We start from the raw sequence: 13,383 nt of genomic DNA on the forward strand, positions 1-13,383 counted from the left end.
CGTTTGAAGCTGCCGGCTCAATCCGCTAGCCGCGGCGTAGTCAGTGAAAAGATGGAGCGGACGCGCGCCGCGATATCCTCCGCCATCAGCTCATCTGCCGTGGCCGGATCGGGGGCGGTGGTTTTAGTCTCGAAAGATGCCATGGCGACCACCGCGCCACCGTCCAGTTCCGCCGCGTCGATATTGACCTTGACGCTATTGCGGTCACGGTTGAAGCCGCGCGCCTTGCGAACATCGGTCAGCCGCACGGTGATTGCGACCTGGGGCAAGGGTTGGCTATAGGCCGTTGCGGCGATCGCCGCATTCACGCGATCATTGACGGCGGCAACCAGCGCCGGCGATATCGGAGGTAGAGCCTGATCGGCGACGACGCTCGCGCTGCGCACGGCATAGGTTGGAGGCGGAGGGTCGACGGACCAGCTTGAGCAGGCGACCAGTGCCAAACATCCCACGAGCGCCGAAGCGGCACCCGACCTCAACCACGACATGATATCCGTCCAGACCTACGAACTTTTAAGACACGAAGATCGATATAAAGGACTGGAAATCAACAATGTTCAACTGCGAAGCGCGGAAAAAACATCGGTCGCGGCCTGAAATTCCTCAAAACGCTGTGCACGACGCAGCTCGGCCTCCTCGTCGCTACCCCAATGCTCGATCGTCCAGTCCTCATCGAGATGGGCAAGCGACCAGACGTCGGTAAGCGGCAGGAAACCTTCGGCAAAGGCCAGAGCCAGGATCGCCGAACCGGTGAGCGTCGTAATCGTGTGAAGGCTCGCAAGTTCCATCGGCGTATTGAACTTGCGCAAGGCGGCGGCGAAGGCTGTGATCGCTTCCCTAGGCTGCTCCTGATGCATGACGCCTTCGGCCAGGATGAAACGGGCACCGAGGTCGCGCGCCGCCCATTCGATCACCGGATTCCAGCGCTCCGACTGCCGCTCGACGAGCCGCTCAGGACCGTCGGCGCGGTAGCAGAGCAGATCACTGCCCGAGAAGCGGACGATTTCGTCGAATACGGCCTGGCTCCCCGTCGCAACGCCGTCAATGGCCGTGTTGACGAGGCGCGTCACAGGCATGGTCGCGGGATCAATGACATCAATCTGACGCGCCCATTCGGCGGCTACAAGCTTAGCAAGCGCCTCTGTCGGCAGGGCCAGGGAATGCCGCGCCGGCGTCTTCACCACCTTGCCGTCGAGAGCAATGGCGTGACCGCCCTCGTCCGCGCTGATCGTCACATCCTTGTAGAAGCGCTTGGGCAGCGGCTTCTTCATCTGGATCTGCGCACGGCGGATCGGATCGGGATGGCTGAGACCTTCGGAAAGATCGTTCAACAGGTCGCGCATGGCGTCACCTCAGAGAATATGGCTCAACAAGTCGTTCGGATGGTGGGCTATGGCATCGGCTCCGGCTGCCAGCAACTCCTCGACGGAAGCATAGCCCCAGGCGACGCCGATGGCAGTCGCACCTGCCGCCTTCGCCATCTGCATGTCATAGATGGCATCGCCGATCACGATCGTGTCATGGGGATCCATGCCGGTTTCGTCGCAGCATTCCGTCACCATCGCCGGATGCGGCTTGGATGGGCAATCGTCGGCGGTGCGCGAGACAATGAAATAGGGCGTGAAATCGTTGACCTCAAGGATATGGGTCAAGCCGCGGCGGGATTTACCCGTCACCGCGCCGATCAACAGTTCATCGCGGGCCGCAAGCGTCTCGATCAGCGGCTTGATGCCGTCGAAGAGCGGCGTCTGCATGTCCGCCTCGTCCCGTACGTCGGGAAAGATCGACTTGTAATGCGCCGTCATCGCGATCGCTTCGTCGTCGACATGCGGCTTGCCCTGCAGGCGGGCAATGGCGATATCAAGCGTCAGGCCGATGATCGACTTGGTGGCCGAAACATCCGGACGCTTATAGCCGAAGGCGACAAAGGTTCGCGCCATAACCTCGTGGATCAGCCGCGCGCTGTCGACCAACGTGCCGTCGCAATCGAAAAGGACCAGCCTCATTCGTCGTCCGGCTCCCCTGCCGATTCCATATCAAAGCCGAGAAGGTTCCAGGTCTGCACCATGTGCGGCGGCAAAGGCGCGGTGACGCGCAGGCGTCCGCCGCTCGGATGCGGGATATCGATATGGCGCGCATGCAGATGCAGGCGCTTCTGGACACCACCCGGAAAATCCCAGTTCGGATCGTCATCGAAATATTTGGGATCGCCGATGATCGGATGGCCCATATGCAGCGCGTGGACACGCAGCTGGTGGGTACGGCCGGTATAGGGCTCCATTTCCAGCCAGGCGAGGCTCTGCGCTGCGGTCTCGAGCACGCGATAATAGGAGATGGCGTGATCGGCGCCCTCCTCTCCATGCTTGGCGATGCGCATGCGGTCGCCATCCGGCGTCGCTTCCTTCACCAGCCAGGTGGAGATCTTGTCCTCATGTTTGCGCGGCACGCCCTTGACCAGCGACCAATAGGTCTTCTTGGTGTCGCGCTCGCGAAAGGCCGCAGTCAGCTTCTGCGCGGCACCGCGGGTGCGGGCAACGACGAGCACACCCGATGTGTCGCGGTCGAGACGGTGCACCAGGCGCGGCTTCTCGCCCTTCTTGCTCGTCCATGCCTCGAGCATCTTGTCGATATGACGGGTCAGGCCGGAGCCGCCCTGCACAGCAAGGCCGGCCGGCTTGTTCAGCACATAGACTTTATCGTCCTCATGCAGCAGCATGCGCGCAAGAAGCTCGGCATCGCCGGAATGTTTGAGGTCATTGCCCGCGATCGGACCGCTCTTCGCTCCCTTTGCATCGACATCGAGCGGCGGCACGCGCACCGTCTGTCCCGGCTGCACGCGCGCATCCGTCTTCACACGGCCACCATCGACACGCACCTGTCCGGAACGCATCAGCTTCTGCAATTGCCCGAAGCCGAGTCCCGGAAAATGCACCTTGAACCAGCGGTCGAGGCGCATGCCGGCCTCGTCAGGCTCGACCTTAATATGCTCAATCCCGGCCATTCTTCTTCTTTCAAACACCGCGGCATGTCCCGGGAAAGCGGCAACGCGCTTTGGGCGGGTCATGCGAATTCAAACGACAGGACCATCAGCCCCGTGGCCGGAGATTTCCTGGCCTTTTGACGTGGCTTTAGAGCATTTCGAGGAAAAGTGGAAACCGGAATTATACGGAAGGATAATTTTCTGGCTCAGTTTCCCTTGGCCGAGACGACGGGCAGATTGACGTCGACCATGCCCGCCTTATCGAACATCAGCATCACGGGCACCGTGCCGCCCTGCTTGAAGGGCGCCTTTACCTGCTTGAACATCATGTGCATCGTATTGGGCGCAAGCGTCACCGTGGCGCCAGCGGGAATGGCGATGCCGCCCTTGATTTCGCGCATCTTCATGATCTCACCATCCATCTTCATCTCATGCAGCTCCACCTTCCCGGCGGAGGAAGAAGTCACGGAGGTGAGCTTGTCGTCGGTGGTGCCGCCGTTATGGATGGTGATGTAACCGCCGCCCACGGGCTGGCCAGGTAGCATGGCGCGAACATAGCCGCCGCTGATATCGAGATCGCCGAGTTTCGCCGCAGCGGAGCCCGAAGGCGCTGTGCCGGCGTCCATGTGCATTCCAGGCATGGATTTCATCGCGCCACTGTCCTGCGCCATCGCCTCGCTAAAGAACAATGAAAATGCACCAATCGAAATCAGCAATGCGGCGGCGTGGTTGCGGTTCATTGTCATCTCCTGCCCGGCTCCTCAATCGACCAGAAGGGATAGCCTCTCCCATGACAGTTGCAAAGGCCCGTAATCATTAGGGAACGCAGGATTGATCGGCGCGACAAAAATTTGTTCAGCGGCGACATTTGCCCCTTGCCATCTTTGGCCACGACCGGATAATGGCAATCGACCTTGTTGGGAGAATCCGGCGCAAGCCGGTGCCGAAGGAGCAACCGCCCCGGAAACTCTCAGGCCAAAGGACCAGCAAGGGGCAGACGGAACTCTGGAGAGAAGCGCGCAAGCGTTCGCCGAAGGGATAACAATCTCAGGCAAACAGACAGAGGGGGCTCATCGTCAGGCGCAGTCGCGCCGAAAGTGTGAGCTCTGCGCTTCGAGATGAGCGCAAAACCCGGAGGCGTCATTTGGACGAGACCGCTGCCCTTAAAACAACACCCCTTCACGCCCTGCATCTGACGCTCGGTGCCCGCATGGTGCCGTTCGCAGGCTACGATATGCCGGTGCAATATGCGCCCGGCGTGCTGAAGGAACATCTTTGGACTCGATCTTCCGCCGGCCTGTTCGACGTGTCGCATATGGGTCAGGTGACGATCCGCGCCCGCTCCGGCAAATATGAGGATGCAGCGCTGGCACTCGAAAGCCTGGTGCCGGTGGATATTCTCGGCCTTGCTGAAAATCGCCAGCGCTATGGCTTCTTCACCGACGACAAGGGCGGCATCCTCGACGACCTGATGATCGCCCACATGGATGACTATCTTTTCGTCGTCGTAAACGCCGCCTGCAAAGAGCAGGATTTCAAGCATCTTCAAGAGCATATCGGCGATAGCTGCGAAGTTACATTACTCGATCGCGCCCTCATCGCCCTGCAGGGACCGCGCGCCGTCGACGTGCTTGCCGAGCTCTGGGCCGATATAGCCCACATGAAATTCATGGACGTGCGCCATTGTCGCCTCCACGACGTCTCCTGCCTCGTGTCCCGCTCCGGCTATAGCGGCGAAGACGGTTTCGAAATCTCCGTACCACTAGACAAGGCCGAGGATATCGCCAAGCGGCTGCTGGAGCATCCGGACGTCCAGCCGATCGGCCTTGGCGCCCGTGACTCGCTGCGCCTCGAGGCCGGCCTCTGCCTCTATGGCAACGACATCGACGAAACGACGACGCCAATCGAAGGCGCGCTCGAATGGGCCATCCAGAAGGCCCGCAGGACCGGTGGTGTACGCGCCGGCGGCTTTCCCGGAGCAACCCGTATTCTCGGCGAACTCGATGGCGGCACCTCGCGCCGCCGCGTCGGGCTGAAGCCCGAGGGTAAGGCACCGGTGCGCGGTCACGCCAAGCTCTATGCCGATGCCGAAGGCAAGACGGAGATCGGCGAAGTCACCTCTGGCGGCTTCGGCCCGAGCATCGAATCCCCGGTTGCCATGGGCTATGTGCCGACCGAATTCACCGCCCCCGGCACCACCATCTACGCTGAAGTGCGCGGCAAATACTTACCCGTCGCCGTCAGCGCCCTGCCTTTCATCAAACCCACCTACAAACGCTGAACGTCTTTTCCAGAGAGGATTATCCATGCTGAAATTCACCGAAGAACACGAGTGGCTGAAGGTCGAGGGCGATGTCGCAATCGTGGGCATCACGGCGCATGCGGCCGAACAGCTCGGCGACCTCGTTTTCGTGGAATTGCCCGAAGTCGGCGCCAGCTTCTCCAAGGGCGACGACGCGGCAACCGTCGAATCCGTCAAGGCGGCGTCCGAAGTCTATTGCCCGCTCGACGGAGAAATCACCGAGGTCAACGAAGCCATCACCGCCGATCCGGCCCTTGTCAATTCCGATCCGATGGGTGCCGGCTGGTTCTTCAAGCTCAAATTGAAGAACGTTGGGGATCTTGATGGTCTTCTTGATGAATCCGGTTACAAGGAGTTGATCGGATAATGACGACGCCTACGGAATTCAAATTCACCGACTATCAGCCATACGATTTCGCCAATCGTCGCCATATCGGCCCGTCCCCCTCCGAGATGGCCGACATGCTTGGCGTGATCGGCTATAAAAGCCTCGACGGCTTGATCGACGCGACGCTGCCGCCGGCCATCCGCCAGAAAACGCCGCTCTCCTGGGGCGCGCCAATGACGGAGCGCGAGGCGCTCGACAGGCTTCGCGAGACTGCCAACAAGAACAAGGTTCTCGTCTCGCTTATCGGCCAGGGCTATTACGGCACGATCACGCCGCCGGTCATCCAGCGCAATATCCTGGAAAACCCGGCCTGGTACACGGCCTATACCCCCTACCAGCCTGAGATCAGCCAGGGCCGCCTCGAGGCGCTGCTGAACTACCAGACGATGATCAGCGACCTTACGGGTCTCGATGTCGCCAACGCCTCCCTGCTTGATGAGGCGACCGCCGCGGCCGAGGGCATGGCGATGGCGGAACGCGTCGCGAAATCCAAGGCAAAAGCCTTCTTCGTCGATGCCGAATGCCATCCGCAGACCATCGCGCTGATCAGAACCCGTGCCGAGCCGCTCGGCTGGACCGTTATCGTCGGAAATCCGTTTACGGATCTCGATCCCGTCGACGTCTTCGGCGCGATCTTCCAGTATCCGGGCACGCATGGTCACATCAACGATTTCACCGGCCTGATCGCACGCCTGCACCAGACCGGCGCAATCGCCATCGTCGCGGCCGACCTCCTCTCCCTGACGCTTTTGAAATCTCCCGGTGAAATGGGCGCGGATATCGCCATCGGCTCCTCGCAGCGCTTCGGTGTTCCGGTTGGCTATGGTGGCCCGCATGCCGCCTATATGGCCGTGAAGGACGATTACAAGCGCTCCATGCCCGGCCGTCTCGTCGGCGTTTCGGTCGATGCGCGTGGCAATCGCGCCTATCGCCTGTCGTTGCAGACCCGCGAGCAACATATCCGTCGCGAAAAGGCGACGTCGAATATCTGCACCGCCCAGGTGCTGCTCGCCGTCATGGCCTCCATGTACGCGGTCTTCCACGGTCCGCAAGGTCTGAAGGCGATCGCCCAACAGGTTCACCAGAAGGCCGTCCTGATGGCCAAGGGGCTGGAAAAGCTCGGCTATACCATCGAGCCGGAAAGCTTCTTCGACACGATCACCGTCGAGGTCGGTCACATGCAGGCTCTCGTCCTGCGCGCGGCTGTGGCCGAAGGGGTGAACCTTCGCAAGGTCGGTGAAACGAAGATCGGCCTGAGCCTGGACGAACGCACGCGCCCGGCAACGGTTGAAGCCGTCTGGCGCGCCTTCGGCGGCGATTTCCGCATTGCCGATTTCGAACCGTCCTATCGCCTCCCGAAGACCCTGCTGCGCACCAGCGAATACCTGTCGCATCCGATCTTCCACATGAACCGCGCCGAAAGCGAGATGACGCGCTACATTCGCCGCCTCTCCGACCGCGACCTCGCGCTTGACCGTTCGATGATCCCGCTCGGCTCCTGCACCATGAAGCTCAATGCGACGGCGGAAATGCTGCCGATCACATGGCCGGAATTTTCGGATATCCATCCGTTCGTGCCAGCCGACCAGGCGCTCGGCTACCGCGAAATGATCGATGATCTGACGGACAAGCTCTGCGCTATTACCGGCTACGACGCCTTCTCCATGCAGCCGAACTCCGGCGCGCAGGGCGAATATGCCGGCCTCCTGACCATCCGCAACTACCACATTGCCAATGGTCAGGGTCATCGCGACATCTGCCTCATCCCGACCTCCGCGCACGGCACCAACCCGGCTTCGGCGCAGATGGCGGGCATGAAGGTCGTGGTCGTCAAGGTCAGCGACGACGGCGATATCGACATGGCCGATTTCCGCGCCAAGACCGAGCAATATGCCGACAACCTCTCGTGCTGCATGATCACCTATCCTTCGACGCATGGCGTCTTCGAGGAGACAGTGAAGGAAATTTGCGATCTCGTGCACAAGCATGGCGGTCAGGTCTATCTCGACGGCGCCAACATGAACGCTATGGTCGGCCTCTCGCGTCCGGGCGATATCGGCTCTGACGTCAGCCACCTGAACCTGCACAAGACCTTCTGCATCCCGCACGGCGGCGGCGGTCCCGGCATGGGCCCGATCGGCGTCAAGGCGCATCTGGCGCCTCACCTGCCCGGTCATCCGGAAACGGATGGCCGCAGCGGTGCGGTTTCGGCGGCAGCTTTCGGTTCGGCCTCCATCCTGCCTATCTCCTGGAGCTACTGCCTGATGATGGGCGGCGAAGGCCTGACGCAGGCGACGAAGGTGGCGATCCTCAACGCCAACTATATCGCTGCGCGGCTTAAGGGCGCCTATGACGTGCTCTATAAGTCGAAGGCGGGACGTGTCGCGCATGAATGCATCATCGACACGCGCCCGCTGGTCGCAAGCGCCGGCGTGACGGTCGACGATGTCGCCAAACGCCTCATCGATTGCGGCTTCCACGCACCGACCATGAGCTGGCCGGTTGCCGGCACGCTGATGATCGAGCCGACCGAATCGGAAACGAAGGCCGAGATCGACCGCTTCTGCGAGGCGATGCTGGCAATCCGTGAGGAAGCCCGCGCCATCGAGGACGGCCGCATGGACAAGACCGATAACCCGCTGAAGAACGCTCCGCACACGGTGGAAGATCTCGTCGGCGAATGGGATCGTCCCTATTCGCGCGAACAGGCCTGCTTCCCGCCCGGCGCGTTCCGCGTGGACAAATACTGGTCCCCGGTCAACCGAATCGACAATGTCTATGGCGATCGCAACCTGATCTGCACCTGCCCGCCGCTGGAATCCTACGCCGAAGCAGCCGAATAGGATTTTTGCAAAAAAGCGAAGCGGTTCAGTCGCTTCGCTGGAAACAGACATAAATCTATTGCGAAACTTGTCTATGAAAACGCCGCGCGTCCTACCGGATGCGCGGCGTTTTTGATGACGCGGCAATGGGGCCTTGGAATTCAGATTTATGCCGGAACAACCGGAATTTCACTTCGTCGCCGGGCGAACGGAAGCTTGCTTGCGGATGCGATCACGCGGCAATGCCCGCATAAAGCTGCTTGCCCCACTCCAATTCCGGTCGGCTTTTCCAATGAGCCACCATGGCCACATCGACTTCGCGTCGGGAATCATCCGCGATTGGCTTGTACGGAAAGGCATATGACATGAATCAGGAGAATCTTTTGGACGCGGACAATCTCGACGGCTACATCGCGGCCGCTTTCGCAACGGACGATCCGTCCTCCATTGCCAGGGCATTGGGCGAAGTCGCCCGCACGCGCAACATGAGCAAGCTCGCCAAGGATGTCGGCATGAACCGCTCGGCACTCTATCGCGCTCTCAGCGGCGAGGGAAATCCTGAATTCGCGACGATCCTGAAAGTCGTCAAGGCACTTGGCCTCAAGCTGACGCCGGTGCCGAACGCGCATTGCAAATCCGGCACGCTCTGAAGAGATCGAAAAGCAGATTAGCTTATACGGCCGGCTCAGCCTGACGCTGAGCTGCCAAAGCAGCGAGATCGGCGGGCTTCAATTCGACGGATTCGCCGCAGCCGCAAGCCGATGTCTGGTTCGGATTGGTAAAGATGAAGCCGGAGCGCAACGTCGTGGTCTCGAAACCCATTTCCGTGCCGAGCAGATAAAGCACGGCCGATGGCTCGATCCAGACCCTGGCGCCATCGCGCTCGATCAGATCGTCCTTCGGGTTCGGCTCGGTCACCAGATCGATGGTATATTCCATGCCGGCGCAACCGCCCTTCTTGATGCCGACGCGAACGCCCTTGGCATCGGGGCCGGAATTTCCGACGATCGCCTTGACGCGGGCTGCTGCCGCATCCGTCATGCTCATGACTGCAAAGCCCATGGGCTCATTCTCCTTCCGCAACCGGGGTCAAGATCCGGCGCTTCGAGTCTTAATGTAAAGCCGGCGGCTTAAAGCTTCAATACCAGCCGACAGCGACCTGCGCCTCTTCCGACATGCGATCGGGCGTCCATGGCGGATCGAAGGTCATGCTGACCTCGACGCCGGAGACGCCTTCGACGGCGCCGACGGCATTTTCGACCCAGCCCGGCATTTCGCCGGCAACGGGGCAACCGGGTGCGGTCAGCGTCATGACGATCTTCACCATGCGGTCGTCTTCGATGTCGATCTTGTAGACGAGACCAAGCTCGAAGATGTCGGCGGGAATTTCGGGGTCGTAAACTGTTTTCAGCGCAGAAATGATGTCATCGCTGAGGCGTGCCAGCTCATCCTCGGGGATGCTGGAATGCACGATCCCTTCGCGCACATCGATTTTCTGTTCGCTTTCGTCGAGTGACATCGCTTGCCTCCTTAGGCAAAGAACTTGCGCGCATATTCCAGCGCATCCGCCAAAGCATCCACCTCGGCGCGCGTATTGTACAGGCCGAACGATGCACGGCATGTGGAGGTAACGCCGAAGCGTTTCAAGAGCGGCTGGGCGCAATGAGTGCCGGCTCGAACCGCGACACCCTGCCGATCGATCACCATCGAGACATCGTGGGAGTGAATTCCCGCAAGCTCGAAGGAGAAGATGCCGCCCTTGCCCGGAGCCGTGCCGATCACGCGCAGCGAATTGATATCGCGCAGCCGTTCCGCCGCATAGGCGGCGAGATCGGCCTCGTGACGGGCAATCGCTTCCCGGCCGATGCTGTCCATATAATCGAGCGCGTAGCCAAGACCGATCGCCTGGACGATCGGCGGCGTTCCCGCTTCGAAGCGATGCGGCGGATCGTTGTAGGTGACGTTTTCCTCGGTGACGTCGAAAATCATCTCGCCGCCGCCCTGGAACGGCCGCATCTCGGCAAGCCGCTCCTTCTTGCCGTAGAGTACGCCAATGCCCGATGGACCATAAAGCTTGTGACCGGTCATGACGTACCAGTCGCAATCGATATCCTGCACATCGACGGGCATATGCACCGCACCCTGCGAGCCGTCGATCAGAACCGGAATGCCGCGCTCATGCGCGATCCGGCACACTTCCTTCACCGGAACGACCGTCCCGAGCGCGTTCGACATATGCGTGATGGCGACGAGTTTGGTGCGCTCCGTCAAGCTCTTCTCGAAATCCTCGATATGAAATGCACCCTCGTCATCGACAGGCACCCAGACGAGCTTCGCACCCTGCCGTTCCCGGATGAAATGCCAGGGAACGATATTGGAGTGATGCTCCATGATGGAGACGACGATCTCGTCGCCCTCGCCGATCTTCGGCATGCCCCAGCCGTAGGCGACCGTGTTGATCGCCTCGGTCGAGTTCTTGGTGAAGACGATATCGTCGACTGACGGTGCATTCAGGAAACGGCGCACCTTTTCGCGCGCCGCTTCATAGGCTTCCGTCGCCGCATTGGACAGGAAGTGCAGACCGCGATGCACATTCGCATATTCGCTGGAATAGGCGTGCGAAATCGCGTCAATGACGACCTGCGGCTTCTGCGCGGAGGCGCCGTTGTCGAGATAGACCAGCGGCTTGCCATGCACCGCCTTCGCCAGGATCGGGAAATCCCGGCGAATGGCTTCGACGTCATAGGCCGTTGCCGGCACGATCTTGTCCACGAGCTTTGCCTCCAATCAGGCGTGCTTTTCCAGCCAGGCAGAGATAACGCCTTCCAGCGCCTCGACCAGGGCTTCGTCTTCCAGTTCCTCGACGATCTCGGCCACGAAGGCATTGACCAGCATGGCGCGCGCCTTGTTCCTCGGGATGCCGCGAGCCATCATGTAGTAGAGATGGTTCTGGTCGATATCGGCAACCGTCGCGCCATGGCCGCACTGGACGTCATCGGCGAAGATTTCGAGCTCCGGCTTGACGGAAAATTCGGCGTCGTCCGACATCAGCAGCGTATTGCAGGCCATGCGCGCGTCGGTCTTCTGTGCATCGGGCGCAACCCGGATCATGCCCTGGAACACGCCGCGGGCACGGTCAAACACCACGTTGCGGACGATCTCGGTCGATGCGGTATGCGGAACGTCATGACCGAGCACCAGCGTCACGTCCGTATGCGTGTCGCCGCCGAGCAGGTTGATGCCGCGCAGCGTCAGATCAGAGCCCTCGCCCGTTACCTTTATATGTAGCTCCTGGCGTACCAGCTTGCCGCCGGCATTGATGACGAAGAGCTTCAGTTTCGCATCGGCGCCGAGATCGACGCGGATCTGACCGAGATGCGTATCCTCGGATCCCTGCTCCTGCAGGATGATCCAGATCACTTCAGCACCTTTGCCGATCTTGATTTCGCTCACCGACGAGACGAGAGCAGCAGCGCCTTCGACAGCCTGATGACGCTCGATGACCGTTGCCTTCACGTCGGCTCCGAAGGAAACCGGCAAGCGGCTGTGGATCTGCCCGCCGGCATGCACGAATTGCAGTTCCAGCGGCACTTCCAGTTCAGTGCCATCGGGAAAGTCGATGACATAGCCATCGCGCACGAAGCTCGCATTGATGCGCCCGATCGCGTCATCCTTGCCGAGTGCTTCGAGGCCGGCGGCAGCCGTGCCATCGATCAGGCTATCGGCGTAGCGTCCGACCGTCAGATTCTTGACGACGGAAGCCTTTTCGTTCGCCTTACCCTGGAGGACCGCAAGGACCGAAGATCCCTCGACCGTCGGCGGCAGCGCTTCCACGAGACCCTTGCCGATATCGCTGGGAACCAGGCGCAGCAGGTTCTTGAAATCGGTGTAGTGCCAAGCTTCGACGCGGCGCGTCGGCAGGCCTGCGGTCTTCAGCTCGTCCAGCAGGCGATCGCGGACGGCAAAGACTTCGCCGTCACCAGGCAGATCACCCATCTGGTCGTTATACGCCTCGATCAGCGCCGTCTCGGCTGATGTCAGGCGGTTCGTCGTCTGAATGTTCATCGACGTGTCCTTTCCGCCTCGATCAGGCTGCAGCTCCGATGATGTCGGCATAGCCGTTGGCTTCAAGCTCATGCGCCAGCGTCTTGTCGCCGGACTTGATCACCTGGCCCTTGTAGAGAACGTGAACGGTGTCCGGAACGATGTAGTCGAGCAGGCGCTGGTAGTGGGTGATGACGATCACGGCGCGATCCGGAGAACGCAGCGCATTGACGCCATCGGCGACGATCTTCAGCGCGTCGATGTCGAGGCCGGAATCGGTTTCGTCGAGCACGCAAAGCTGCGGCTCCAGCAACGCCATCTGCAGGATTTCGGCGCGCTTCTTTTCACCGCCGGAGAAGCCGACGTTCAGCGGGCGCTTCAGCATGTCCATGTTGATCTGCAGCTTGGCAGCGGCATCCTTGACGCGGCGCAGGAAATCCGGCGTCGTCAGCTCGTCTTCGCCGCGCGCCTTGCGCTGTTCGTTCAACGCCACTTTGAGGAACTGCATCGTGGCAACACCTGGGATTTCGACCGGGTACTGGAATGCCAGGAAGATGCCCTTGGCGGCGCGCTCGGCGGCGTCGAGCTCCAGAATGCTTTCGCCGTTATAGAGAATGTCGCCCTCGGTGACTTCATAGTCCTCGCGGCCGGCGAGAATATAGGAGAGCGTCGACTTGCCGGAGCCGTTCGGACCCATGATGGCGGCAACTTCGCCTGCCTTTACGGTCAGGTTCAAGCCGCGGATGATCTCGGTGCCGTCTTCGGCGATGCGGGCGTGCAGGTTCTTGATTTCAAGCATTTTCAATATCCTATCGCAGGAATGAGTGTGCGGCGCGCCGGGCGCGCC

At 60.8% G+C, this 13,383-nt stretch carries 14 protein-coding genes and 1 riboswitch; of the genes, 4 read left to right on the top strand and 10 right to left on the bottom strand.

Features of this window, described 5'->3' with window-relative positions:
• Positions 1–17: 17 nt before the first annotated feature.
• The 5 genes from FP026_RS19275 to FP026_RS19295 all read right to left on the bottom strand — a co-directional run bounded on the left by FP026_RS19275 (position 18) and on the right by FP026_RS19295 (position 3,720).
• Positions 18–488 carry a hypothetical protein gene (locus FP026_RS19275; RefSeq protein ID WP_149636231.1) on the bottom strand — a complete coding sequence of 157 codons (471 nt, stop codon included), beginning with the start codon at positions 486–488 and terminating at the stop codon, positions 18–20.
• 69 nt (positions 489–557) lie between these two features.
• On the bottom strand, positions 558–1,343 hold the full coding sequence (locus FP026_RS19280) for an ATP12 family chaperone protein (RefSeq protein WP_149636232.1): 786 nt from the start codon (positions 1,341–1,343) through the stop codon (positions 558–560).
• Positions 1,344–1,352: 9 nt separating this feature from the next.
• A complete protein-coding gene (locus FP026_RS19285; protein ID WP_149636233.1) occupies positions 1,353–2,006 on the bottom strand; it encodes an HAD-IA family hydrolase in 654 nt (217 codons plus the stop codon).
• Positions 2,003–3,001 carry an RluA family pseudouridine synthase gene (locus FP026_RS19290; protein ID WP_149636234.1) on the bottom strand — a complete coding sequence of 333 codons (999 nt, stop codon included), beginning with the start codon at positions 2,999–3,001 and terminating at the stop codon, positions 2,003–2,005. Before FP026_RS19290 ends, FP026_RS19285 begins: the two co-directional genes overlap by 4 nt.
• A gap of 185 nt (positions 3,002–3,186) precedes the next feature.
• A complete protein-coding gene (locus FP026_RS19295) occupies positions 3,187–3,720 on the bottom strand; it encodes a copper chaperone PCu(A)C (protein ID WP_149636235.1) in 534 nt (177 codons plus the stop codon).
• Positions 3,721–3,888: 168 nt separating this feature from the next.
• A riboswitch (glycine riboswitch) is annotated at positions 3,889–3,976 on the top strand.
• A gap of 148 nt (positions 3,977–4,124) precedes the next feature.
• Between FP026_RS19295 and gcvT the strand changes: the two genes are divergently transcribed.
• The 4 genes from gcvT to FP026_RS19315 all read left to right on the top strand — a co-directional run bounded on the left by gcvT (position 4,125) and on the right by FP026_RS19315 (position 9,142).
• The gene (gene gcvT, locus FP026_RS19300) at positions 4,125–5,261 is read left to right on the top strand and encodes a glycine cleavage system aminomethyltransferase GcvT (RefSeq protein ID WP_149636236.1); all 1,137 of its coding nucleotides are present in this window, start codon (positions 4,125–4,127) and stop codon (positions 5,259–5,261) included.
• Positions 5,262–5,286: 25 nt separating this feature from the next.
• Positions 5,287–5,649, top strand: coding sequence for a glycine cleavage system protein GcvH (gcvH, locus tag FP026_RS19305; protein ID WP_149636237.1), 363 nt, complete (start codon positions 5,287–5,289; stop codon positions 5,647–5,649).
• Positions 5,649–8,513: an aminomethyl-transferring glycine dehydrogenase gene (gene gcvP, locus FP026_RS19310; protein WP_149636238.1), complete on the top strand. Its 2,865-nt coding sequence runs from the start codon at positions 5,649–5,651 to the stop codon at positions 8,511–8,513. Before gcvH ends, gcvP begins: the two co-directional genes overlap by 1 nt.
• A gap of 344 nt (positions 8,514–8,857) precedes the next feature.
• Positions 8,858–9,142 carry an addiction module antidote protein gene (locus FP026_RS19315; protein WP_149636239.1) on the top strand — a complete coding sequence of 95 codons (285 nt, stop codon included), beginning with the start codon at positions 8,858–8,860 and terminating at the stop codon, positions 9,140–9,142.
• Positions 9,143–9,164: 22 nt separating this feature from the next.
• On the opposite strand, the gene sufA is transcribed toward FP026_RS19315, so the two are convergent.
• The 5 genes from sufA to sufC all read right to left on the bottom strand — a co-directional run bounded on the left by sufA (position 9,165) and on the right by sufC (position 13,335).
• Entirely contained in the window at positions 9,165–9,554 is a 390-nt protein-coding gene (gene sufA / locus FP026_RS19320; protein ID WP_149636240.1) for a Fe-S cluster assembly scaffold SufA, read from the bottom strand.
• Positions 9,555–9,630: 76 nt separating this feature from the next.
• Positions 9,631–10,011: an SUF system Fe-S cluster assembly protein gene (locus tag FP026_RS19325; protein ID WP_112510877.1), complete on the bottom strand. Its 381-nt coding sequence runs from the start codon at positions 10,009–10,011 to the stop codon at positions 9,631–9,633.
• Positions 10,012–10,022: 11 nt separating this feature from the next.
• Positions 10,023–11,264: a cysteine desulfurase gene (locus FP026_RS19330; protein WP_149636241.1), complete on the bottom strand. Its 1,242-nt coding sequence runs from the start codon at positions 11,262–11,264 to the stop codon at positions 10,023–10,025.
• A gap of 15 nt (positions 11,265–11,279) precedes the next feature.
• Positions 11,280–12,557: a Fe-S cluster assembly protein SufD gene (gene sufD / locus FP026_RS19335; protein ID WP_149636242.1), complete on the bottom strand. Its 1,278-nt coding sequence runs from the start codon at positions 12,555–12,557 to the stop codon at positions 11,280–11,282.
• Positions 12,558–12,579: 22 nt separating this feature from the next.
• On the bottom strand, positions 12,580–13,335 hold the full coding sequence (gene sufC, locus FP026_RS19340; protein ID WP_092716448.1) for a Fe-S cluster assembly ATPase SufC: 756 nt from the start codon (positions 13,333–13,335) through the stop codon (positions 12,580–12,582).
• Between the last annotated feature and the right edge of the window lie 48 nt (positions 13,336–13,383).

The organism is Martinezella tropici (assembly GCF_008370325.1).
Taxonomy (GTDB): domain Bacteria; phylum Pseudomonadota; class Alphaproteobacteria; order Rhizobiales; family Rhizobiaceae; genus Rhizobium; species Rhizobium tropici_B.